Annotated in this window: 18 protein-coding genes and 1 tRNA gene; 3 read left to right on the plus strand and 16 right to left on the minus strand. The window is 35.7% G+C overall.

What is annotated here, in order from left to right:
* Positions 1-181: 181 nt before the first annotated feature.
* The 10 genes from hemB to secB all read right to left on the minus strand — a co-directional run bounded on the left by hemB (position 182) and on the right by secB (position 13,950).
* Complete coding sequence (hemB, locus tag OPR30_RS05265; protein WP_010404406.1) at positions 182-1,180, minus strand: porphobilinogen synthase; 999 nt, start codon at positions 1,178-1,180, stop codon at positions 182-184.
* The gene (gene nuoH / locus OPR30_RS05270) at positions 1,173-2,198 is read right to left on the minus strand and encodes an NADH-quinone oxidoreductase subunit NuoH (RefSeq protein WP_265030572.1); all 1,026 of its coding nucleotides are present in this window, start codon (positions 2,196-2,198) and stop codon (positions 1,173-1,175) included. The genes hemB and nuoH overlap by 8 nt, the downstream gene beginning before the upstream one ends.
* Positions 2,182-2,631: a hypothetical protein gene (locus OPR30_RS05275; RefSeq protein WP_010404400.1), complete on the minus strand. Its 450-nt coding sequence runs from the start codon at positions 2,629-2,631 to the stop codon at positions 2,182-2,184. Before OPR30_RS05275 ends, nuoH begins: the two co-directional genes overlap by 17 nt.
* Positions 2,615-4,663: an NADH-quinone oxidoreductase subunit NuoG gene (gene nuoG / locus OPR30_RS05280; protein ID WP_458694716.1), complete on the minus strand. Its 2,049-nt coding sequence runs from the start codon at positions 4,661-4,663 to the stop codon at positions 2,615-2,617. Before nuoG ends, OPR30_RS05275 begins: the two co-directional genes overlap by 17 nt.
* Before the next feature lie 5 nt (positions 4,664-4,668).
* Positions 4,669-4,881: a hypothetical protein gene (locus OPR30_RS05285; protein WP_006279675.1), complete on the minus strand. Its 213-nt coding sequence runs from the start codon at positions 4,879-4,881 to the stop codon at positions 4,669-4,671.
* A 257-nt stretch (positions 4,882-5,138) separates the two neighbouring features.
* Complete coding sequence (locus OPR30_RS05290; protein ID WP_264682614.1) at positions 5,139-6,596, minus strand: leucyl aminopeptidase; 1,458 nt, start codon at positions 6,594-6,596, stop codon at positions 5,139-5,141.
* Positions 6,597-6,731: 135 nt separating this feature from the next.
* Positions 6,732-7,373, minus strand: coding sequence for a protocatechuate 3,4-dioxygenase (locus tag OPR30_RS05295; protein WP_064085711.1), 642 nt, complete (start codon positions 7,371-7,373; stop codon positions 6,732-6,734).
* A 166-nt stretch (positions 7,374-7,539) separates the two neighbouring features.
* A complete protein-coding gene (putA, locus tag OPR30_RS05300; RefSeq protein ID WP_265030574.1) occupies positions 7,540-10,680 on the minus strand; it encodes a bifunctional proline dehydrogenase/L-glutamate gamma-semialdehyde dehydrogenase PutA in 3,141 nt (1,046 codons plus the stop codon).
* A gap of 127 nt (positions 10,681-10,807) precedes the next feature.
* On the minus strand, positions 10,808-13,432 hold the full coding sequence (gene acnA / locus OPR30_RS05305; protein ID WP_265030575.1) for an aconitate hydratase AcnA: 2,625 nt from the start codon (positions 13,430-13,432) through the stop codon (positions 10,808-10,810).
* 14 nt (positions 13,433-13,446) lie between these two features.
* A complete protein-coding gene (secB, locus tag OPR30_RS05310) occupies positions 13,447-13,950 on the minus strand; it encodes a protein-export chaperone SecB (RefSeq protein ID WP_264374570.1) in 504 nt (167 codons plus the stop codon).
* Positions 13,951-14,114: 164 nt separating this feature from the next.
* Between secB and OPR30_RS05315 the strand changes: the two genes are divergently transcribed.
* From OPR30_RS05315 to OPR30_RS05325, 3 genes are read left to right on the plus strand one after another with little or no spacing between them, the layout of a single operon-like run.
* Complete coding sequence (locus OPR30_RS05315; RefSeq protein WP_264374569.1) at positions 14,115-14,774, plus strand: Tim44/TimA family putative adaptor protein; 660 nt, start codon at positions 14,115-14,117, stop codon at positions 14,772-14,774.
* Positions 14,774-15,478 carry a DNA polymerase III subunit epsilon gene (gene dnaQ, locus OPR30_RS05320; RefSeq protein WP_264374568.1) on the plus strand — a complete coding sequence of 235 codons (705 nt, stop codon included), beginning with the start codon at positions 14,774-14,776 and terminating at the stop codon, positions 15,476-15,478. The genes OPR30_RS05315 and dnaQ overlap by 1 nt, the downstream gene beginning before the upstream one ends.
* Before the next feature lie 35 nt (positions 15,479-15,513).
* Positions 15,514-16,113, plus strand: coding sequence for an SCO family protein (locus OPR30_RS05325; RefSeq protein WP_264374567.1), 600 nt, complete (start codon positions 15,514-15,516; stop codon positions 16,111-16,113).
* Positions 16,114-16,168: 55 nt separating this feature from the next.
* Here the strand turns inward: OPR30_RS05325 and rnc are convergent, their stop codons facing one another.
* The 6 genes from rnc to OPR30_RS05355 form a co-directional block, all read right to left on the minus strand.
* Positions 16,169-16,867 carry a ribonuclease III gene (gene rnc / locus OPR30_RS05330; RefSeq protein ID WP_264374804.1) on the minus strand — a complete coding sequence of 233 codons (699 nt, stop codon included), beginning with the start codon at positions 16,865-16,867 and terminating at the stop codon, positions 16,169-16,171.
* An 89-nt stretch (positions 16,868-16,956) separates the two neighbouring features.
* Positions 16,957-18,024, minus strand: a complete 1,068-nt coding sequence (locus OPR30_RS05335) for a quinone-dependent dihydroorotate dehydrogenase (protein ID WP_264377646.1) — start codon at positions 18,022-18,024, stop codon at positions 16,957-16,959.
* 72 nt (positions 18,025-18,096) lie between these two features.
* On the minus strand, positions 18,097-18,894 hold the full coding sequence (locus OPR30_RS05340; RefSeq protein ID WP_006015735.1) for a hypothetical protein: 798 nt from the start codon (positions 18,892-18,894) through the stop codon (positions 18,097-18,099).
* Between the two features lie 107 nt (positions 18,895-19,001).
* Positions 19,002-19,073: transfer RNA gene (locus OPR30_RS05345), tRNA-Cys, on the minus strand.
* A gap of 5 nt (positions 19,074-19,078) precedes the next feature.
* Complete coding sequence (locus tag OPR30_RS05350) at positions 19,079-19,975, minus strand: class I fructose-bisphosphate aldolase (protein WP_010404347.1); 897 nt, start codon at positions 19,973-19,975, stop codon at positions 19,079-19,081.
* A 58-nt stretch (positions 19,976-20,033) separates the two neighbouring features.
* Positions 20,034-21,020: a molecular chaperone DnaJ gene (locus tag OPR30_RS05355; RefSeq protein WP_265030576.1), complete on the minus strand. Its 987-nt coding sequence runs from the start codon at positions 21,018-21,020 to the stop codon at positions 20,034-20,036.
* Positions 21,021-21,029 lie beyond the last annotated feature (9 nt).

Genomic DNA, 21,029 nt, shown 5'->3' on the forward strand with positions numbered 1-21,029 from the left:
ACATGCAGCCGCTATAATTTTATGTAATCTGCCAATATATACCTGAGTTTTTTACTGAATTTTTGTTGTTAAATCTGCAGAGATTAAAAACAAGGATAAATACTCTTATTGATATGATAAGGAAAGTGGGAAGGTTTGTCAAGTCACTTCGGCCAGCTACCTACTTAGATGTTCCACACCGCTAAGTAGATACCAAATTTTTTGCAACATCAAGTGCAGCATAGGTAAATATTGCACTTGCACCTGCACGTTTAAAACCAATTAAGGACTCATAAATCACTCTGTTATAATCCAGCCAGCCATTATTTGCTGCAGCTTTTATCATTGCGTATTCACCGCTTACTTGGTAAGCAAAAATCGGAAAATTAAACTTTTCACTTGCTGTTTTTATTACATCTAAGTATGGCATACCCGGCTTTATCATAATAAAATCTGCACCTTCATCTATATCCATTTCGATTTCGCAGATTGCTTCACGTGCATTTCTATAATCCATTTGATAACCACTTTTGTCGATGAAATTTGATGATGCGCACGAACCGACAACTTGCCTGAACGGCGCATAGAAGCTAGAACAGTACTTTACTGCATAGGACAATATCGACACATTCTGAAAGTTATTATCATCCAATGTTTTTCTTATTTTTCCTATCCTGCCATCCATCATATCAGAAGGAGCAACTATATCGCATCCTGCTTTTGCTAAAACAAGTGCTTGCTTACATAATGCTGACACAGTCTCGTCATTTTCTACATCTATCCTACTGCTTTTTAAAATGCCATCATGACCGTGAGTAGTGTATGGGTCTAGTGCAATGTCTGCAATAATGCCAATATCCGGTACATTTGATTTTACAGCACAAATTGCTTTACAGATTAAATTGTCAGGATTGTAAGCTTCCTCGGCGTTTTCAGATTTTAGTTTACTATCAACTACAGGAAAAATTGCAACAGCATTAATCCCCGAGTCCTTAGCTTTCTGAATTATAGAAATTAATCCATCTATTGAATAACATTTGATATCAGGTAAGCCAGAAATTGGCTCAATTGTTTCTTCTCCGTCATGAACAAATAAGGGAAAAATCAAATCATTTACTGATAAAGTGCTTTCACTTGTTAAATTGCGAATCCACTTGCCTGAGCGCCTACGCCTTAACCTTGTATTTGGGAAATTAAACATTGGATCCAGGCAAATTCCCAGTAAAAAGCAACACTCCTGAAATGAGTATTACCCAAAGTACCGATATTGGCAAAAATACTTTCCAACCAAGACGCATTAATTGATCATAACGATAACGAGGTATTGTAGCTCTAATCCAAACAAATATAAACAAAAGTACAACTATCTTCAAAACAAACCAGATTAAACTAGGAATTTTATACAGCAAACTAAGCTCTAATGGAGGATACCACCCTCCTAGAAAGAATATTGTCATCATAGCGCTTGCTAAAATCATATTTGCATATTCTCCCAAGAAAAAGAGAGCAAAAGGCATTGATGAATACTCGACGTTATACCCAGAGACGAGCTCTGCTTCAGCTTCTGGTAAGTCAAATGGGTGACGATTAGTTTCGGCAAGCAAAGAAATAAAAAATATTATTCCTATAGGCATTAGTAATAAATCAATCCAAAATGGCATATTATGTTTCGCTACCACCATCTCTCCAAGATTTAATGTGCCAGTTGTAATAACAACTGTAGCAACTATTAGACCTATTGAAACTTCATATGAAATCATCTGAGCAGCCGACCGTATAGCGCCAAGGAATGCATAATTGGAGTTGCTTGACCAGCCTGCAATAATCACGCCGTATACTCCCAGCGACGATATAGCTAGCACGTAAAGCACTCCAACATTAATATTTGCTATAACCTTAGGAATAACTACTTGCTGGCCATTTTCTACAATTACTTCAGCACCAAACGGTATAACTGCCCAGGCAATTAATGCCAAGATAAAGGTAAGCATTGGAGCCATAATGAACAGTATGGTGCTCGCTCTAAATGGTATTATCGGCTCTTTAATCAGTAGCTTAATAGCATCTGCAAATGGCTGCAATAGCCCAAAAGGTCCAACTACACTTGGACCATGCCTTAGTTGAATTGCACCAATAACTTTACGCTCAAAGTACACTAAATATGCTACTGAAAGCAAAAGTGGAATAAGAAGAAAAAGAATATCAAATATCAAGTACATGCAACCCTAAATCAAAAAAATAGTTCATAATTGTGGCAATAAAAAATACAGCAAATGCTCTAGACACAAAAGACAATGTCCCTATTGAAATCAATAGGACAACACTTTTCTGTACAGCATTTAGCTTAATAGAATAGTAAAATGATATGCATATGAATGACACTAGTGACATCATAATTAAGATCATTGTAAGAGGCAAATAATTCCCTCTTCCCTCGGTAACTATAATAAATGTTATTGCCATCCATACATATCCTTCCGTAAATAGTGCAATAATATCATTGATAAAATCAACTAGCTTATAAACGAACTGTTTTTCTAATGTATTTTGTTCTTTACACAAAAATATAGAGTTTAATTTTCGTTGAAAATATACCAGAGTTATTAGTAATAATGGTGTTAGAATAAATAAAATATTAAGTAGAGTGTTCATAAAAATCCTTAGTACAATCTGCCATTATTTTTGAAGCGCGACTTATTGAGTCTGTCATATAAAAATTACACTTTTTTAGAGTGAAAGAGATATTACTTAATTTTATTTCATCACAGGTAATTGGTACCCATTTGTTTTTCACCACTTGGTCAGCATCTCTAAACTGTGGACCAATAGTGTATAATTTCTTCCTCACATCAAATAAATTATCGTATAGTAAGGAAAGGCCCAAATATTGGGATAAATTTTTTATAATCAACCAATCTTCCTTTGCTTCACCAGGAGGAAAAACAGCTAAATTTGTTCTCTGTACTCGCCCTTCAGTATTTACATAAGTTGCATATTTCTCTGTGTAAGCAGCTCCAGGTAGAATAACATCTGCTATGTGTGCTCCACTATCACCATGATGACCTTGATAAATTACAAATGTACTTTCTAACTTTGATATATCAATTTCATCTGCGCCAAGAAGATAGACTACTTCTATCTCACCACTTTCTGCCTGTTTTAGCATCTGATTAATGTCTTTTCCACCTTTGCTAGGAACGAATCCAATATCGAGTCCACCAACCCTTGCTGCAGCCTTATGCAGTACGTTAAAGCCATTCCAGTCATCTCTGATCATGTTAAATTTTTCTGCAATTTTGCCAGCTAGAGCTAAAACTGATTCAGAATCATCTCTTATTAATGCATCTTGACCGATAATTAGCATAGGGTTCTGAGCCGCACTCAGTAACTCGCAGAATTTGTGATTTCCCTCTTCTATTTCTTTTAGAACGTTTGGACCATCACCTAATCTTTCAACATTATATAGATATTCAAGATTAGGACCAATATTTGCAATAGTGAAATTACCTTGTAAATATCTCTTTCTCAATCTTGCGTTAATTATTGGTGCTTCTATCCTTGGATTCGTATTGATTAGCAAGCATAAATCTGCACTTTCTATACCTTGAATAGTGGTATTGAACACATAAGATCCACGATTACTTGATATAAGATTTGCACCATCTTGCCTGCAGTCTATATTCCCCGAACCAAGCTTCTGCATCACTTCTTTGAGTAGAAGCATAGACTCACAATCTGCTAAATCACCTGCAATTGCAGCTATTTTATTTGATTTTGTATTCTTTAATTTCTTTGCAGCAAAAGCCAATGCTTCATTCCAATCAACTGGAATTAATTTGCCCTCTTTTTTTATATAAGGTCGATCGAGGCGTTGTACTTTGAGTCCATCGTAAGCAAAACGAGTTTTGTCTGATATCCATTCTTCGTTCACTTCTTCATTGAGTCTTGGCAATATTCGCATAACTTCAGGACCACGACAATCAACTCTAATGCTACTTCCCACAGCATCTAGCACATCTATAGTCTCACAATGTGATAGCTCCCATGGACGCGCTGTAAAGGAGTAAGGCTTTGAAGTTAAAGCCCCTACCGGGCAGAGATCTATAATATTCCCAGATAATTCAGAGCTAATATGCCTTTTTATGTAAGTACTAATCTCTATATTTTCTCCCCTGCCAATTCCTCCAAGTTCATTTGTACCTGCAACATCGGACAAAAATCTAACACATCGAGTACAATGAATGCATCTATTCATTGCAGTTCCAATCAGTGGACCAAAATGTTTTTTTGGCACAGCTCTTTTATGCTCATCAAGTCTGCTGGTTCCTTTCCCATAAGCCATCGTGATATCTTGCAAATCGCATTCACCACCTTGATCGCAAATTGGGCAATCAAGCGGGTGGTTAATTAGCAAAAACTCAAGCACACCTTCACGTGCTTTTTTAACCTTAGGGGTATCAGTGTGAATAACCATCCCTTCTGCAACTGGCATTGCACAAGAGGCTACTGGTTTTGGAGGTCCACCCTCCACTTCAACCAAACACATTCTACAGTTACCAGCAATTGCTAAACGCTCATGATAACAAAAACGTGGAATTTCAACGCCCACAACTTCACAAGCTTGAATTATAGTGAGCCCATGCTCTACTTCACATTCCTTAGAATTAATAGTAACTTTAACCACAACTATTATACAGCTTCCCACTTTATAGGATTGCCGCTCACCTCATCTTCAACCAGATTGCCGTTGTCATATTGAGCAGACATATAATTCATGCGCGAATCACGATCTATATATCTAACAGGTTTTACCGGTTTATCTTTATACATTTTTTGCTCGGCTTTCTTACGCTGAGTAGGGTTATTTTTACTAGCTGTCTTTGCTTTCCCACCTGCTGCCATATAAACTCCTAAAAACTTCTTATTTTATTTTAACACTTAAGTATACACCGTCAATGCTAAATAGCTTTAAAGTTTTAATAGTCCATCATTACAATCATCATTTGAACAAAATACTTTCTCTTGATGCTGCTCAAGTGTGTAACTTTAGAATCCCCAAAAAAGAAAATGTAAGTTACTTTGATGATATCATTTTCTACGTCTTATAAATAGACATTCATGTAGCCGTAAATTAAGCTATAAACTCAATACAAAGATCCTTAATTATTAATCTCATAGTACTTCTCAACCAACTTATTTAGCAACCTTACACCGAAACCTACTGCCCCTCTTGGAGAAATATCAGTGCCTTTTTCGTGCCAAGCAGTGCCTGCAATGTCTAAATGTGCCCAACAAGTGTCGTTTACAAAACGCTGTAGAAACTGTGCAGCCATTATACTATCTCCACCAGAACCTGCAGGAGCTATATTTTGCACATCAGCAATCGGCGAATCAATAATTTTGTTATAAGTTTCATTCATAGGAAAGCGCCATAATTTTTCATTTACTTCATTTCCTGCATCAATCAGATGATTTGCTAATTCATCGTTATTTGAAAAAAGACCAGCATATTCATTATTTCCAAGCGCAACCACTATAGCACCAGTTAAAGTTGCAAGATCAACCATAAATTTAGGTGAGAATCTGTCTTGCGTATACCACAAAGCATCTGCAAGTATGAGCCTTCCTTCTGCATCAGTGTTCAACACTTCTATCGTCTGTCCAGACATCGAAGTTACTACATCACTTGGTCTTTGAGCATTACCGTCCACTGCATTTTCTGCAAGTGCAACTACACCAACTGCATTTACCTTTGCTTTTCGTCCAGCTAGAGTACGCATCACCCCAACCACAGTAGCAGAACCCGCCATGTCATATTTCATTGACTCCATGCCACGCGAAGGCTTGAGTGACACTCCACCAGTATCAAACGTTATGCCTTTACCCACAAAAGCTACAGGCTTTTGTTCCTTGGAAGCTCCATTCCATTTGATCACTACTAATTTTGGCTCTTTACTACTTCCCTGTGCTACCCCAAGCAATGCTCCCATTTTTTTCTCTTCCATCTGTTTCTTACCAAGCACTTCGATTTCAAGGCCAAGCTTAGTAAGCTCGGTTTTTATATAATCAGCATAGGATTCTGGATATAAAACATTAGGTGGTTCAATGGTAAGAGTACGTGCAAGAAATATGCCTTCACCTTCTTGTCTTAAACGCTCAAATGATTTTTCAGCACTACTGAATTGCTCATCTTTCGTTAGCACTGTGATCTCCTCTACTTCTGTAACTTTTTCATCCTTTTTGGTTTTATACTTATCAAATTTAAAACTGCGCAAAAATGCACCGTATGCAACATTTGCTGCATTGCCTTCGATTGAGATTGCCGCTCGCTTGATTCTTAATCTGCTTAGCTCACAATATATTTTACCACCAATATTTAATCCTTTGCTTTCATCCCATTCATCTCTCATTCCAAGACCAGCAACTATAATATTTTTTCCCTCTGATGAAGTAATGGAGAAAAATTCACCAAAACCTCCATTAAAACCACTAAATTTCTTGATGTTATCTATAGCTTGCTTATCTTGTAGAACATTAGTTATAAACTTATCACCCTCAAACAAACCTACCACTAGCGTCTCAAAATCGGGTAAAGCTTTAGAAATTGTTATCTTCATCGTTGACATCTCCGTTGCAAATAATTGTAAGCTGCACATAAAATATAGTAAAAACATTAGTAAGATATTTTTCATATACATTTTAAGTACAATAGCGCTTAAGACTACTATGAACTCCCCTGATATGCAAGGGCTTTATCTTTTATCAGAAAATTTGTTATGCCCACCTAGGGTTATATTAAATGTGTAGGTCTTCATGGCCTGATTGTTATAAGTAAATGGTGCTATCAGAAGGCTTGCAAGTCCACTCTCAATAAGATTACCAAGAAGAAGATCATCACAGTTATCGCAATTATGATCAGCAAAAAACATTTGTGTTGTGAATTCTGGAAAATCTGGATGTTGGACCAAAAAGTTGATGTGTGGAGCCCTATCACCAATTTTACCTGGTACTATTGTAATAAAATTATAATAGCCAAGGTTATTTACTACAAATCTTCCTGATCCAGCAAAATTTGGATCAAGCTCCACATTTTCATCATAATAGCTCATGCCAAGTGAGTCTGCGTGCCATATAGAAACCACAGCATTTTGTATCGGTAAGCAATTTACATCAGTAACTCTACCCACTACATTTATTAATTCTCCTGCTGCATTATTTGGAGAGCCAGGTTTTCTTCTTAAATTATTTGAAGAGTTAAAGCTTTTTGGCCTTGTTTCAAGATCATAAATCCCTGGAGTTTCAATACAATTAAGCAAAATAGGATCAGCTGCAAATAATGACAAATCGAATATAAACTGTACTAAAAACGCTAATAAGATATTTTTTACATTCATTTTGTTTATAGTGCTTTTATCAGAATTATAGCAACCTTTTTCTTTTATTAAAGACAAGACTTTCTTTGAAGCCTCCTTAGAATCACAACTATCCTTTCAGTGTATGAGTTTTAGGTTTTAGTACTGCATACACAACTGCACGGACTTCCAATTTAGAAATTGCAAATCAATCCAAACACGCAAGTGTAATGTTACCGCCACATGCTGTAGTGTTGACACTTACAACCTTTTCTATAGAAAAACGTTGCAGATAATTAGGACCACCAGCTTTTGGTCCGGTACCTGACAGTCCTCTACCGCCAAATGGTTGTATTCCAACTGCTGCACCTATTTGATTGCGATTGATGTATACATTTCCAACTGATATTTTCTTGCTTATTAAATCGATCTGACTTTGTACACGGCTTTGCAAAGAAAACGTAAGTCCATATCTTGTATTGTTTATATCACTTATAACTTCATTTAACTGCGACTTATTAAAACGTATGATATGTAAAATAGGCCCAAACACTTCTTGCTTTAATTGCGAAATTTTTTGTATCTCATAAATGTACGGAGGAAAGAAATAACCATTATAAGAATTTGTATCCATGGGTACCTTGGACAAAAGGTTTGAATCTTCATCCCTTGATATCTTTTCCGTATGTTTAGTGAGCATATCAATAGATGCTTTGTCAATTATTGGACCAATATCTGTGCTCAGTTGTATTGGGTCACCTATCTTTAGTTCTTGAGCTGCATTGCATATCATTTTTATTTGTTTTTCTGCTATATCTTCTTGAATAAATAGCACTCTGAGAGCAGAACAACGTTGACCGCCACTGCGAAATGCAGAAATTAAAACATCCTTAGTTACCTGCTCTAAAAGAGCAGAACTATCAACAATCATAGCATTTAATCCACCAGTCTCAGCGATAAGTGGCACAATAGGACCATCTCTACTAGCAAGCATTCGATTAATTATTTGAGCAGTTTGTGTTGAACCAGTAAAAGCTACACCGGAAATTCTATTATCTGGCACTAATGTTTTACCTAAATACCAACCATCCCCTGGAATAAGGTGTAGCACATTTTTTGGTATTCCAGCTTCGTGTAGTATCTTAACGGCTTCACAGGCAATAATCGGCGTTTGCTCTGCCGGTTTTGCCAGCACTGCATTACCTGCTGCAAGTGCAGCTGAAACCTGTCCAATGAAGATAGCGAGTGGAAAATTCCACGGTGATATGCATAAGAAAACTCCTCTGCCTTCAAAAAAGATGAAGTTATCTTCACCTGTTGGACCTGGCAATTTTTTCCAGTCATTCAGTTCATTTTTTGCTATCATTGCATAATAGCGCAAAAAGTCGATTGCCTCTCTTACTTCTGCTATTGCATCGGATAAAATTTTTCCTGCTTCTACAATCAGAATATAAATTAACTCTTTCATCCTTTCCTCAAGCAAATCTGCAGCTTTTTCAAGGCATTTAGCGCGCTCTTCTGCTGAAACATTCTGCCACTTAGTAAAAGCACTATGTGCTATTTCAAGAGCATTTAAAGCCTGAGCACTTGTTGCACTTGACACTTCTCCAATTACATTTTCCAAATGTGCAGGATTCACTACTTCGGTAAATTCCGCACTGTCAAGAAACGACTCTCCATCAATTATTGGGCCAACTTGCCATTTCTTTTCACTAAATTCCCTTATATCATTTGCAAATTGTGAAACTGCAATTGAATCGCTAATATCCATCCCCAAGGAGTTTTTTCTTTCCTCTCCAAAAATATCTCGTGGCAACGGGATGCTTGGATGAGGCTCATATTCTAAGCTTTTAGCTTTTTCTAATGGATCCGAGACTAATTCTTCAATTTTAACGTTAGGATCATTTATTTGATTGACGAACGAACTATTAGCTCCATTTTCAAGAAGACGCTTAACAAGATATGGTAATAAATCACTACGTTTACCAACTGGTGCATATATACGACAGCTGATGCTTGTTGCAAGTTCTGACATTGCATAATCATATAAATCCTCACCCATTCCGTGTAAACGCTGAAACTCAAATCCAGGATGATCTTTGTCAGCAAGCTCTATTATAGTAGCAAAAGTATAGGCATTATGAGTTCCAAAGCATGGGTAAAAGTGATTTACTTTGCTTAAAAGCTTCTGTGCACACGCAAGGTAGCATACATCAGTATAGCTTTTTCTTGTAAATATTGAATAACCACTTAACCCTAGCTCTTGTGCACACTTGATTTCTGAGTCCCAATATGCACCTTTCACAAGCCTCACCATAATTTTATGCTTTGATCGGATAGCAACATCCTCAACAAAATCAAGCACAGATAAAGCACGTTTTTGATATGCTTGTACAGCCAAGCCAAGCCCTCCCCACTGAGAAAGTGACTCATCAAGACGCAGTTGCTCGAATAAAACTAATGACATCTCAAGTCTTTCTGATTCTTCTGCATCTATGCATAGTGAAATGTTGTATTTTTTTGCTTCACGACAGAGCTCTAAAACCCTAGTAAATATCTCACCAGCAATTCGGTCAAATTGACCAAATTCATAACGTGGGTGCAAAGCAGAAAGTTTTATTGAAATTCCATGGGATTTAAAACAATCATTCACTTCAGTAGTTGCACCTATAGCTTTTATTGAGTGCATGTATGAATCAAAACACTCTTCTGCATCTTCAGCTGTGTGAGCAGCTTCGCCAAGCATATCAAAAGAGTATAAAAACTTACTATTGTCATCTAGTTTTGCATATCTTAAAGCTTCTTCTATGGTTTCTCCAACAACAAAATGATTACCAAGCATAGACATTGCTTGTTTTACTGCTTTGCGAATGATCGATTCTCCTAAATTCTTAAGTAACTTAGAAATTGCGTAATAGAACTTCGAATCGCCTTCATTATCTCTCAATATACTGCTACCTATCATCAAGCTCCATGTGGAAGCATTAACAAACAATGAAGAGGAACGCCCCAAGTGTTTATTCCATTCTTGGTTGGTAATTTTATCTTTGATCAATTCGTCTATTGTGTAATCATCTGGTATTCTAAGTAGCGATTCAGCAAGGCACATCAATGCTATTCCTTCATCATTGGAAAGCGAATATTGCTGCATAAAGGAATCTACAATACTTAATTTATTGTGTTTGATTTTTTCAATAACTTGTTTTGCAATATTGTAAATTCTGTTTTTCGAATCAACCGAAAGTTCTACTTTTTCTACAAGATAACGTACACAGCTTTTTTCATCAGTACGATAAAATCCTTGTAAACGTTTTCTGAGTTCATTAGGTTCTTGTATAGAGCTAATCATAATTATCTATAAAACACCCTTTACCATATGTAAGGTAAGATTATATCATAACTTTGCATCGAATAAATTATTATTTAAATAAAGAGCCAGAATCGATTCAAAAAACCTAGTTAATGACTGTGATAGCTCAAAAGGACTGCGCAAGTATATAGCTCAACACTCCACCACTCATCAAGTACTTAACCTCAGTTGCAGTTTGTACACAGCACTTGAGTTGAATGGATTGCTCTGAATCATCCTTTCTTTTAATGATACATTCTAGATTTCCATTTGGTACTACTTCACCTTTTATGCTCACTATCTCACTACCATCAAATACCTTTCTCGTTACTCCATCCTGAAATGCAAGTGGAAGAACACCCATACCGACCAAATTGGACCTATGTATGCGTTCAAAACTTTCTGCAATCACAGCTTTAATTCCCAGTAATGCAGTACCCTTTGCTGCCCAATCCCTACTTGAACCTGTACCATATTCTTGTCCTGCAATAACAACTAATGGAACAGCTTCTCTTTTATATTGCATTGCTGCATCAAAAATTGACATAGTTTCTTGAGAAGGAATATGTTTTGTATAGCCACCCTCAGCGCTCACCATTTTATTTCTTATTCTGATATTAGCAAAGGTTCCACGCATCATTACGTTGTGGTTACCGCGGCGAGATCCATATGAATTGAAATCTTGCGGTTCAACTCCAAGACCTTTTAAATATATGCCTGCAGGACTATTTGAGGCAATATTTCCAGCAGGGGAAATGTGGTCGGTAGTGACGCTATCGCCAAACATCGCTAGTATTTGCGCATTCTTTATATCAACTATGTTGCTTCCATTGTTCTTAGTCGATAAATTATCAAAATAGGGAGGGTTTTGTATATAAGTACTTTTCGCGTCCCAATCATAGATTTCACCTTTCTCACACTTTATCTTTTGCCAATGCTCATCACCAGAAAAAACATCCTTATACTTTTGTATGAACATTTCACGCGTCACAACACTTTTAACACAGCTCTCAACTTCATTATTTGTTGGCCATATATCTTTGAGATAGACATCATTTCCATTCTTATCTTTGCATATTGAATCTTTTGTCAAATCAATTTGCACAGTGCCTGCAAGTGCATATGCAACAATAAGTGGCGGAGATGCCAAGTAATTAGCTTTGACTAACGGATGAATTCTTCCTTCAAAGTTACGATTGCCAGACAAAACTGCAGCAACAGTTAAGTTTTTGTTTTTTATATCATCCTCTATATCCTTATTAAGTGGACCAGAATTTCCAATGCAAGTTGTGCAGCCATATCCAACTAGATTAAAACCCAAAGCATTTAGATCTACCTGCAATCCAGACTTTTCTAAATATTCTGTCACAACTTGTGACCCTGGAGCAAGAGAAGTTTTAACCCAAGGCTTTGATTTTAATCCAAGTTTAATTGCATTACGAGCTACAAGACCTGCAGCAATCATCACACTTGGATTTGAGGTGTTAGTGCAGCTTGTTATTGCTGCAATCACTACGCTGCCACTCTGGAGCTGATCGCCATAGATAGGTTCCAACGGAGGTCTGTTTGTCTCATTAATAGGAAAAGATGTAGAAAAAGATTCCGCTACTTCTGAAAGGAAAATCTTATCCTGTGGTCTTTTAGGACCAGCCATCACTGGCTTTACGCTTGATAAATCAAGCTCTAGTGTGTCAAAAAATGCTAACTCATTACTGCTACGCCACAATCCCTGCTCTTTTGAATAGACTTCAACTAATTTGATCAGCTCTTCTGGTCGCCCTGTTAAATGTAAATAATCGAGTGTTTTCTGATCAATTGGAAAAAACCCACAAGTTGCACCATACTCTGGGGCCATGTTAGCTATAGTGGCCCTGTCTGCTAGAGATAAATAATCTAAACCATCACCATAAAATTCTACAAATTTACCAACAACACCTTTTGTTCTTAGGATACTGGTAACCGTCAGCACTAAATCAGTCGCAGTTACTCCTTCCGGTAGTCTGCCAATTAATTTAAATCCAACTACTTCTGGAATCACCATACTAATTGGTTGACCAAGCATCACAGACTCAGCTTCTATGCCTCCAACACCCCAACCAAGGACTGATAACCCGTTAATCATTGTAGTGTGACTGTCAGTACCAACTAAAGTGTCAGGATATATGACCCCATCATTATTACACACAACTTGCGCTAAATACTCAAGGTTTACTTGATGGCAAATTCCAGTACCTGGTGGTACTACTCTAAAATTTGTGAAGGACGACTCTCCCCACTTTAAAAATTGATATCTCTCCAAATTTCTTTTTACTTCTAGCTCAACATTTTTACTGAATGCGGAAGTGCTTCCATAACTATCTACTTGAACAGAATGGTCAATCACAAGATCAACCGGTACAGATGGGTTTATGTTACTCGGGCTTCCTCCATTTTGCTTTACATAGCTCCGCATCGAAGCTAGATCAACAACAGCAGGAACCCCTGTAAAATCTTGCATCAACACCCTTGCTGGTTTATAGCTAATTTCGTGATTAGTGTGTTTATTGACGCAGTCTGCTAGTACTCTTATGTCATCCAGCTTTACGTTTACTCCATCTTCATTGCGCAATAAATTTTCAAGCAGAACCTTAAGCGAGCAGGGCAACTTAGTCACATCTATTCCTAAAAATTCACTAGCACTACTTAGGCTGAAATAGTTGTACGACTTCCCGTCAATGTTTAAAGTCGTTTTTGCGTTTAAAGAATTATTCATCAGGTTACATCATATTAGTTAAAATTGGAATTACTACCGTTACTTTTTTGTTGTTGACCTTGCTGCTCATATATAGTTTCAAAATCTATAGGATCTAGCATCAGTGGGGGAAATCCACCACCACTTGTAACTCTTGCAATTATTTCTCTTGCAAAAGGGAAAAGAAAAGTAGGTCCACCAATAAATAAAGCTTGTCTCACCTCTTCTTCACTTAGCTCTGTAAAGTTTTCTATTGAAAAAATACCGCAATACTTTACCTCGCAAATGAAAGCTATATCATCTTTTACATCTTCATCTTTTACCGTTGCTTTGGCTTCTATATGCAAAGTAATTTCATGAAAAGGCTTTTCTTCACTTATTCCTTTTTTATTTTCTGTTCCTTCTAATTTTGCTGAATTAATATTAACCATTACATTAATATCAGGAGCTTTACTAGAAGGAAGGAATGGCGAATTTGGATTCTCAAACGAAAAATCTTTGACATACTGACCATGAATTTTCATTTTGTGTTGTAACATTTCTTACTTCTCCTTTAATTAAGTTGAGATATTTAATACTTTCTTATATAATATATTCATTTATAAACGAATAGCAAACCTAACTATAGGCTAATATGCAAAACATATTTTTATCAAAAATTAATAATATTTAGATACTTTATATACCAAGGGGTTAAGTTACCATGATAGAGCTTGTAATATATGCTTTACTAGCGGCGTTTATTTTTTCACGCTTATATAATTCTTTAGGAAAATCAGCCAGTCTCAACCTAAAAAAGCTAACAGGTGTATTGGATGTAAGTCAAAGTAAAGAGGATGTAGTAGAAAATATCGAAGATTATATTTATAGCAATGACAAAAGTTCAATAGAAGCTACTTATGAACAAATATTACAAAAAAACAGAGATTTCTCTATTTCCAATTTTATCGAAGGTTCAAGCATAGCTTTTGAATTAATAATTAAATATTTTAACCAAGGAAATTTACCTCAATTAAAATCCCTTCTGGACAAAGATTTGTATAACAGCTTTGTGGACAAAATTAAACATCGTAAAGAGGTACACGAGTCTATAATTGTTTCTATCGTTTCACAAAAGATCTTAGAAATAAAACTAGTAAAAAACGTAATATTTGTTGCAGTATATTTCCTTTCAGAGCAAATTAACTTTGTTAAGAATAATGAAGGAGACATCATATCAGGTAGTATGTCTACCATTAACAAAGTTGAGGATGTATGGCAATTCAAAAAAAATATTAATTCATCAGACCCAACTTGGTTACTTGTTTCTATTAACTATAAGAAGGCAAGTAATGATAAAAATTTAACAACAAATGACAACTGATGGAAAGTAGGCTACGAGAAATAGTACTTGATACTGAAACTACAGGTCTTGACACTGAGTCTGGTCATCGAATTATTGAGATAGGATGTGTGGAATTAATTAATCGTATTCCAACAGGCAAAACATTTCATCGATATCTTAATCCAGAAAGAGATATACCTTACCACTCATTTAAGATTCATGGTATTAGTGAGGAGTTTTTGGAAGATAAACCACTATTTTCAGATGTTACACTTGAATTTCTTGACTTCATATCTAATGACATTTTGGTAATTCATAATGCTGAGTTCGATGTTAAGTTCCTTAATATGGAATTAGGCAAGTTAAATGCTAGGTTAATTTCCTCAGATAGAGTGCTAGATACATTGCCACTTGCAAGAAAAAAATTCATAGGGTCACCTGCTTCTTTAAATGCATTATGTAAACGTTTTGATATATCTCTGGAAGGTAGAGAGTTACACGGAGCATTAGTTGATGCTCAATTGCTTGCAAAGGTCTATGTTGAGCTTACAGGAGGATTGCAAACCTTTCTGTTTAATAATGAATGTGATCAGGACAATAACTCCACGTTTATCCAGCACAAAGTGCGAAATTTAGCTCGCAGAGAACACTCACCAAGTAGTGAAGAATTTGATGAGCATAAGAAACTGTTAGACAAAATTAACAATCCACTTTGGAAGGAATATGTTGAATCAGTCAACTAGTTAATATATGATTTAATTTTATTAGGAACGCTTTAATGGTAAAGTCTATAAGGTTATTGTCTAGTCTACTAATAGCATTAGCAGCTGTCTTCTTAGGTTATTGTTATTTTACTAAGAAAGGCATCTTTGTCCCATACAATACAGAAATTAAAATAGGTGGGGATTTTTCTTTGATTAACCAAAACGGGCAAATAGTACGCAGTAGTGATTTCAAAGATAAGTATATGATGATTTTTTTTGGATTTTCCTCATGTAAAAGAATTTGCCCTATGAATCTCGGCATAATTTCAGAAACACTTGCAAAGTTAGACGAGAAAACTGACAACAAGCTACAAACATTTTTTATCACAGTTGATCCTGAGCGCGATAATACAGAAAGGCTTAAAGAATTTCAGCAGCAATTTGACCATAGAATACAAATGCTAACTGGTGAAAGACAAAAAATAGACGAAGTAGTTGCAAAGTATAAAGTATATGCAAGTAAAACAGATGGGGAAGAGGAAATTAACCATTCTTCAATAATATACCTTATTGGCCCTGAAGGGAAATATGTCACACACTTTGTCGCTGATTTAAATTCAGATGAAAGTCAATCTGATAAGATTTTGGCTGAGATAAAAAAATATGTAAACTGAACTAAAGAGTATTCGCTATTCACTTACTTAAAATTTATGTTAGTGTCTATTTTGCTTAAAATGAGTCGTTTTTTCTAATTTTTTCTAGCATCAACTCAGCAGCTTTTTGTTCAGCAATTTTTTTACTAGAAGCGCATGCAGAAACTTTGCCATAATTCTCTATGAAAATTGATATAGTAAACTCAGGATTGTGTGCTGGTCCAGTTTGTTTTACAAGTTCATACTCTGGTAAAGGTAATTTGTTTTTCTGAGTCCACTCTTGCAGTGAAGTTTTAGGATCTTGAGGAGGATCGAGGATGTCTTTAGCTAGCTTTTCCCAATGTCGGATAATAAATTTTTCAACACTCTCAAGTCCACCGTCAATATAAATTGCACCTATTAGTGCCTCAAGCGAATTTTCTAAATTTTTTAAGTTACATTTCCCTCCGTTGCAACGTTCACTATTATTCATGATGATAAAGTTACCTAACTCTATTTCTTTAGCAACATTAGCAATGGTACTACCACAAACTAAATCCGTTTTTCTTTTTGCCAATGCTCCTTCTTTTTCTTCAGGAAACATTTTAAACAGCATAGCAGATACAACCATGTTCAAAATACTATCGCCCAAAAACTCTAGCCTTTCGTAGCTTACGATCTGGTCTTCGCTATTCCTTTTATTTACGCTTGGATGGGTTAATGCCTCTTCTAATATTGCATGATCTGTAAATTTATAATTAATAACTTTAGATATTATATCGTTCAAAACTTTCATGTTCATCATTCAAAAGAAAAACGCTTTCTACCACCTTTATACCAGAGAATTAGTTTTATTTTATTAAAATAATACCACCACTTCCAAAATTAATGTATACAACCCACCGCTTCAGTAACGTTACTAAATCCATCCCTTCTTACTAGTTCCGCAAGCTCCAGGTTAATTTTGTTCACAACTTGATGCCCCTGGTATACAAGAGCAGTGTATAGCTGGACTAAAGAAGCTCCTGCCTTTATTTTTTCATATGCGTCAACACCACTTGAAACTCCCCCACATCCTATCAATAAAATTCTGCTCTTAGTAAGCTTGTACATATCACTCAATAACTCAGTTGAAAGTTGAAACAATGGTCTGCCACTCAACCCACCGCTCTCATTATAGTAAGAATCTCGACTTATCGTAGTGTTGCTTACTATTAAGCCGTCAATTTTATATTCTAGTGTAAGCTCAGCGATATTTTCTTTTGTTTGCTGATCTATATCTGGAGAAATTTTTAATATTATCGGTATGGATTCAGAGCTATCGATTGATTTTCGGGTTAGAGTGATAGATTTCAACAATTTGGATAATTCTTGTTTATTGTGCAAATTGCGCAAGTTAGGTGTGTTTGGAGATGAGATGTTCAGTACTATATAATTGCTCTTTCCATATACTATCTTTAGCAACTCAACATAATCGCTTATTTGATCCTTTGATGTACTGTTTTTTCCTATATTGATGCCAAAAATGCAATCATCAAGCTTAGCTTCGCTGATCTGTTTAAGAAGATAGTCTATTCCTTTATTATTAAATCCCAATCTATTAATTATTCCTTCATCTTTAATTAATCGAAAAATTCTCGGTTTTTTGTTTCCATATTGGGGATGTTTAGTTACAGTACCAGCCTCAATAAATCCAAAACCAAATGAGAGCATCGGCTTTACAACTTCCGCATTTTTATCAAAACCTGCAGCAAGACCTACAGGACTCCTAATTTTATTACCAAAAAAGTTTACATTTAAAGACTTAGGTAGTTCTATAGGTTTCCTACAGGGCATCTTTTTTAACGCCGTTATTACCAAGGAGTGAGCAATTTCAGGCGGCAGTAAAAACAATAAATTACGTAATATCATTTTGTAAAACACTTTGCTTATTTTTAGTTTATTTTTTACCATGCAACAAGAATAACTTAGAAAGCTTGAGGTTTATCAAGATAGTAAGTATATAGTTTCTATGAGTAGTAAAAACTAATTTTTCTGAAGGGAAACCAGAACTTGATCAGTATTTTTATCTACTAATTCGAGGTAGCCAAATTTGTTAATTTGAGATTTTATTAGTATAGGAATCTTATTTCGATTTAAATAAAATCCCTGTTTTGATTGTTTATTAATCCGCAACCTTACATCCCCATTTTTCCAAGCAAGCATCTTATTTATTCCAGATTTTTCTTTACAATTATCTTCATTTACAAATCCTAAGTATTCATCTTCTGAAGAAGATATTGCAATCTTGCATATTCTATACCCTACCCAATTCCCTAGATATGGATCAGTATCGTCTTTTTCGTGAAGCTTGAACTCTCCTTTGACATATTCCCATGGAGCTTTTGCATCACCTACCTTTTTTAGAAAGAGTACGTCCTGATCAAAGTTTATAATGGTCCTTGTATGAAATGTTGTTAAGCTTGTGTCCCATAATAGTTTTTCTGTGATGCTAAAATGCTCTTTATCCTTTTGCATATTTTGAAATGATACGATTATCACATCTGCTCCAACTTCTCTTCCATAGTTAACATATTGACTAGCACGCCCATGTTTGGCTGTGAATGATGACTTACCTATTAACAGAAAGTCATTAAATAACGCATTATATATAGTCTGTGCACTGTAAGCTGTACCGACGTAAACCGGCTGTTTGTTGGATGAAGGGTACTTTTCTGGTGCAAGATGAGTATACGAGCTCTTTAATAAATAGTGAAAAGTGCAACTGGTAAGCAAGAAGGGCAAACCAATCAATAATAAAACTTCTGTTAATCTCTTTGGCATTTTACTGCTTATATTTTGAATATAGTATCTTATTTTTTTAAATATTTCATTAAAAGCCACACTTCTTGTTAAAATTTCAGAAGAAAAAACGATCTAATTGGAGTAAGAGGCCGGGACCGGAATTGAACCGGTATAAAAGGATTTGCAGTCCTCCGCATAAGCCATTCTGCCACCCAGCCGTTTTTTATGCATAGATATCCATTATATCTTTTAGCATAGATAAAGCATCCTCTCTTTTTCTTTGAAAAGTGTTACGCCCGATAATTGAACCATTACCACCGCCTTGCTTAATTTCTTTCGCTTCATTGCATATGTCATTCACTGATTTCGACTCGCCACCAGAAAAAACTACTATTCTTTTCCCTGCAAAACAAGATCTTTTAACATATTCAATTCTTTTAGATAATGACTCAATATTTTCTGTTTCTATTTTCTCCCTTTCCAAATAGTTAATTGGAAGTTTTACTTTGATTATATTAGCGCCAAGTAAAGCTGCTATGTGCGCAGCATAGGCAATAACATCAACTGCTGTTTCGCCTTCTTTGGAAATTCCTTCACCGCGTGGATAAGACCATAGCACTACGGCAAGGCCGCAAGACTTAGCCTCAGCTATAATTTCGCGAGCTTCTTCCATCATATCGAAGCACTTAGCAGAACCAGGATATATAGTAAACCCAACAGCTACGCAACCCAAACGCAGCGCATCTTTTACAGAAGCAGTTATTGCTTGATCAGAAGTTAAGTTTTTTGAGTGCAAGGAGTTAGCACTATTAAGCTTCAAAATAAGTGGTAGCATTCCAGCATAAGTTGAAGCACCAGCTTCGATCATACCAAGCGGAGCAGCATATGCGCTTACTCCCGAATCAACTGCAAGCTGAAAATGATAATGCGGATCGTAAGCATCAGGATTAACTTCAAAACTTTTTATTGGCCCATGCTCAAATCCTTGATCTACAGGAAGAATTACTAACTTGCCAATTCCACTAAGTTTTCCATGCATAAGAATACGAGCAAGATTTGCTTTTACTCCAGGATTTTCACTTTCGTAATAACTTAGGATTTGTTTTACTTCTTCACTCATTAACATCTTCAAATTTACTTAAAGTGTAGCAAAAACTATAGTTGAAGCAAAGACCTTTTTATACTCTTGCTCCTACACCTATATTTAAAGGTGTAACTTTAGGATCGGTGGTGTGCTGTTGTGGTTTTTCTTGAATTAAATCTTCAAAATACATTTTAACAATAGGAAGAATGAGCGGCATAAGCACTAATTTATAGTCATACCATGCAAACTTTTCCTTGTAGCTAAATTCTGCATCTTCTTCGTATAAACGCTGGATGCAGTGCTCACTATATAATTCAGAAGCTTTCGTAAAAGTTCTAAGTAAAGCAATCAGTAATAAATCCAATACCAAATTAACTATCAGCATTGTTCCATATTGAACAGGCCAGCCATTTTGTGCAATTTCCGATGCTAAACTGCACACAGCAAACGCTACTGCAATACATATCACATAATTATCAGCAGCAATAAGTAAATTAAACCTTCGGTTGAATCTATCCATATTTCCTTCTTGTGAACCACTTTGTTTACTTGCTGCATAAATAATGCCAAAGGATATCATGAACAACAATGGCCAAATCCCTATGCTGAATGCATAAAATTGAGAAGCGATGTTTTGCACTTTGCCACTGTTAGCAAGTTGCGATAAGCAATATTTGACTTTAGGCGACGGACCAAGTATCACATTTGCTAATATAAAAAATAAAAATGCTCTATTTATAGCTTTACTTCTACGTGATAAAATCTCATAGGTTTTTCTTTGCTCTTCTTGCTGTAATGGTATAGATATGCCAGCTGCTTTTAAAGCATTAAGATATTGCTCTAGCTTATCTTTATCTGCACTAAGTTTTTTAAACTTTTCTTCAGCTACTTTTTTTTCTTTCTCTCCTATTACTTTATCAGGGTGACATTTTAATGAAGCTTTTCTAAAGCGCCGCTCAACTAACTTAATTACATCATCAAACTCCTGGCTTATTACTTCTTCCGCTTTTATTCCCAGTCTTGAAAATAAATTCCGTAAATCTTGATTACTGTAATATTGATTTCTAGTTAAACTTGCCACTTTAGCCTC

Origin of the sequence: Wolbachia endosymbiont (group B) of Athalia cordata (genome assembly GCF_947251845.1) — a bacterium.
Classification (GTDB): domain Bacteria; phylum Pseudomonadota; class Alphaproteobacteria; order Rickettsiales; family Anaplasmataceae; genus Wolbachia.

Coding starts and splice junctions, on each gene's coding strand:
- dnaQ (WP_264374568.1), top strand. CDS start 14,774: ATGGAAAGTAGGCTACGAGAAATAGTACTTGATACTGAAACTACAGGT.
- OPR30_RS05295 (WP_064085711.1), bottom strand. CDS start 7,373: ATGAATGTAAAAAATATCTTATTAGCGTTTTTAGTACAGTTTATATTC.
- OPR30_RS05350 (WP_010404347.1), bottom strand. CDS start 19,975: ATGAGTGAAGAAGTAAAACAAATCCTAAGTTATTACGAAAGTGAAAAT.
- OPR30_RS05315 (WP_264374569.1), top strand. CDS start 14,115: ATGATAGAGCTTGTAATATATGCTTTACTAGCGGCGTTTATTTTTTCA.
- hemB (WP_010404406.1), bottom strand. CDS start 1,180: ATGTTTAATTTCCCAAATACAAGGTTAAGGCGTAGGCGCTCAGGCAAG.
- secB (WP_264374570.1), bottom strand. CDS start 13,950: ATGTTACAACACAAAATGAAAATTCATGGTCAGTATGTCAAAGATTTT.
- acnA (WP_265030575.1), bottom strand. CDS start 13,432: ATGAATAATTCTTTAAACGCAAAAACGACTTTAAACATTGACGGGAAG.
- OPR30_RS05325 (WP_264374567.1), top strand. CDS start 15,514: ATGGTAAAGTCTATAAGGTTATTGTCTAGTCTACTAATAGCATTAGCA.
- rnc (WP_264374804.1), bottom strand. CDS start 16,867: ATGAAAGTTTTGAACGATATAATATCTAAAGTTATTAATTATAAATTT.
- OPR30_RS05275 (WP_010404400.1), bottom strand. CDS start 2,631: ATGAACACTCTACTTAATATTTTATTTATTCTAACACCATTATTACTA.
- nuoH (WP_265030572.1), bottom strand. CDS start 2,198: ATGTACTTGATATTTGATATTCTTTTTCTTCTTATTCCACTTTTGCTT.
- OPR30_RS05285 (WP_006279675.1), bottom strand. CDS start 4,881: ATGGCAGCAGGTGGGAAAGCAAAGACAGCTAGTAAAAATAACCCTACT.
- OPR30_RS05290 (WP_264682614.1), bottom strand. CDS start 6,596: ATGAAGATAACAATTTCTAAAGCTTTACCCGATTTTGAGACGCTAGTG.
- OPR30_RS05340 (WP_006015735.1), bottom strand. CDS start 18,894: ATGCCAAAGAGATTAACAGAAGTTTTATTATTGATTGGTTTGCCCTTC.
- OPR30_RS05335 (WP_264377646.1), bottom strand. CDS start 18,024: ATGGTAAAAAATAAACTAAAAATAAGCAAAGTGTTTTACAAAATGATA.
- putA (WP_265030574.1), bottom strand. CDS start 10,680: ATGATTAGCTCTATACAAGAACCTAATGAACTCAGAAAACGTTTACAA.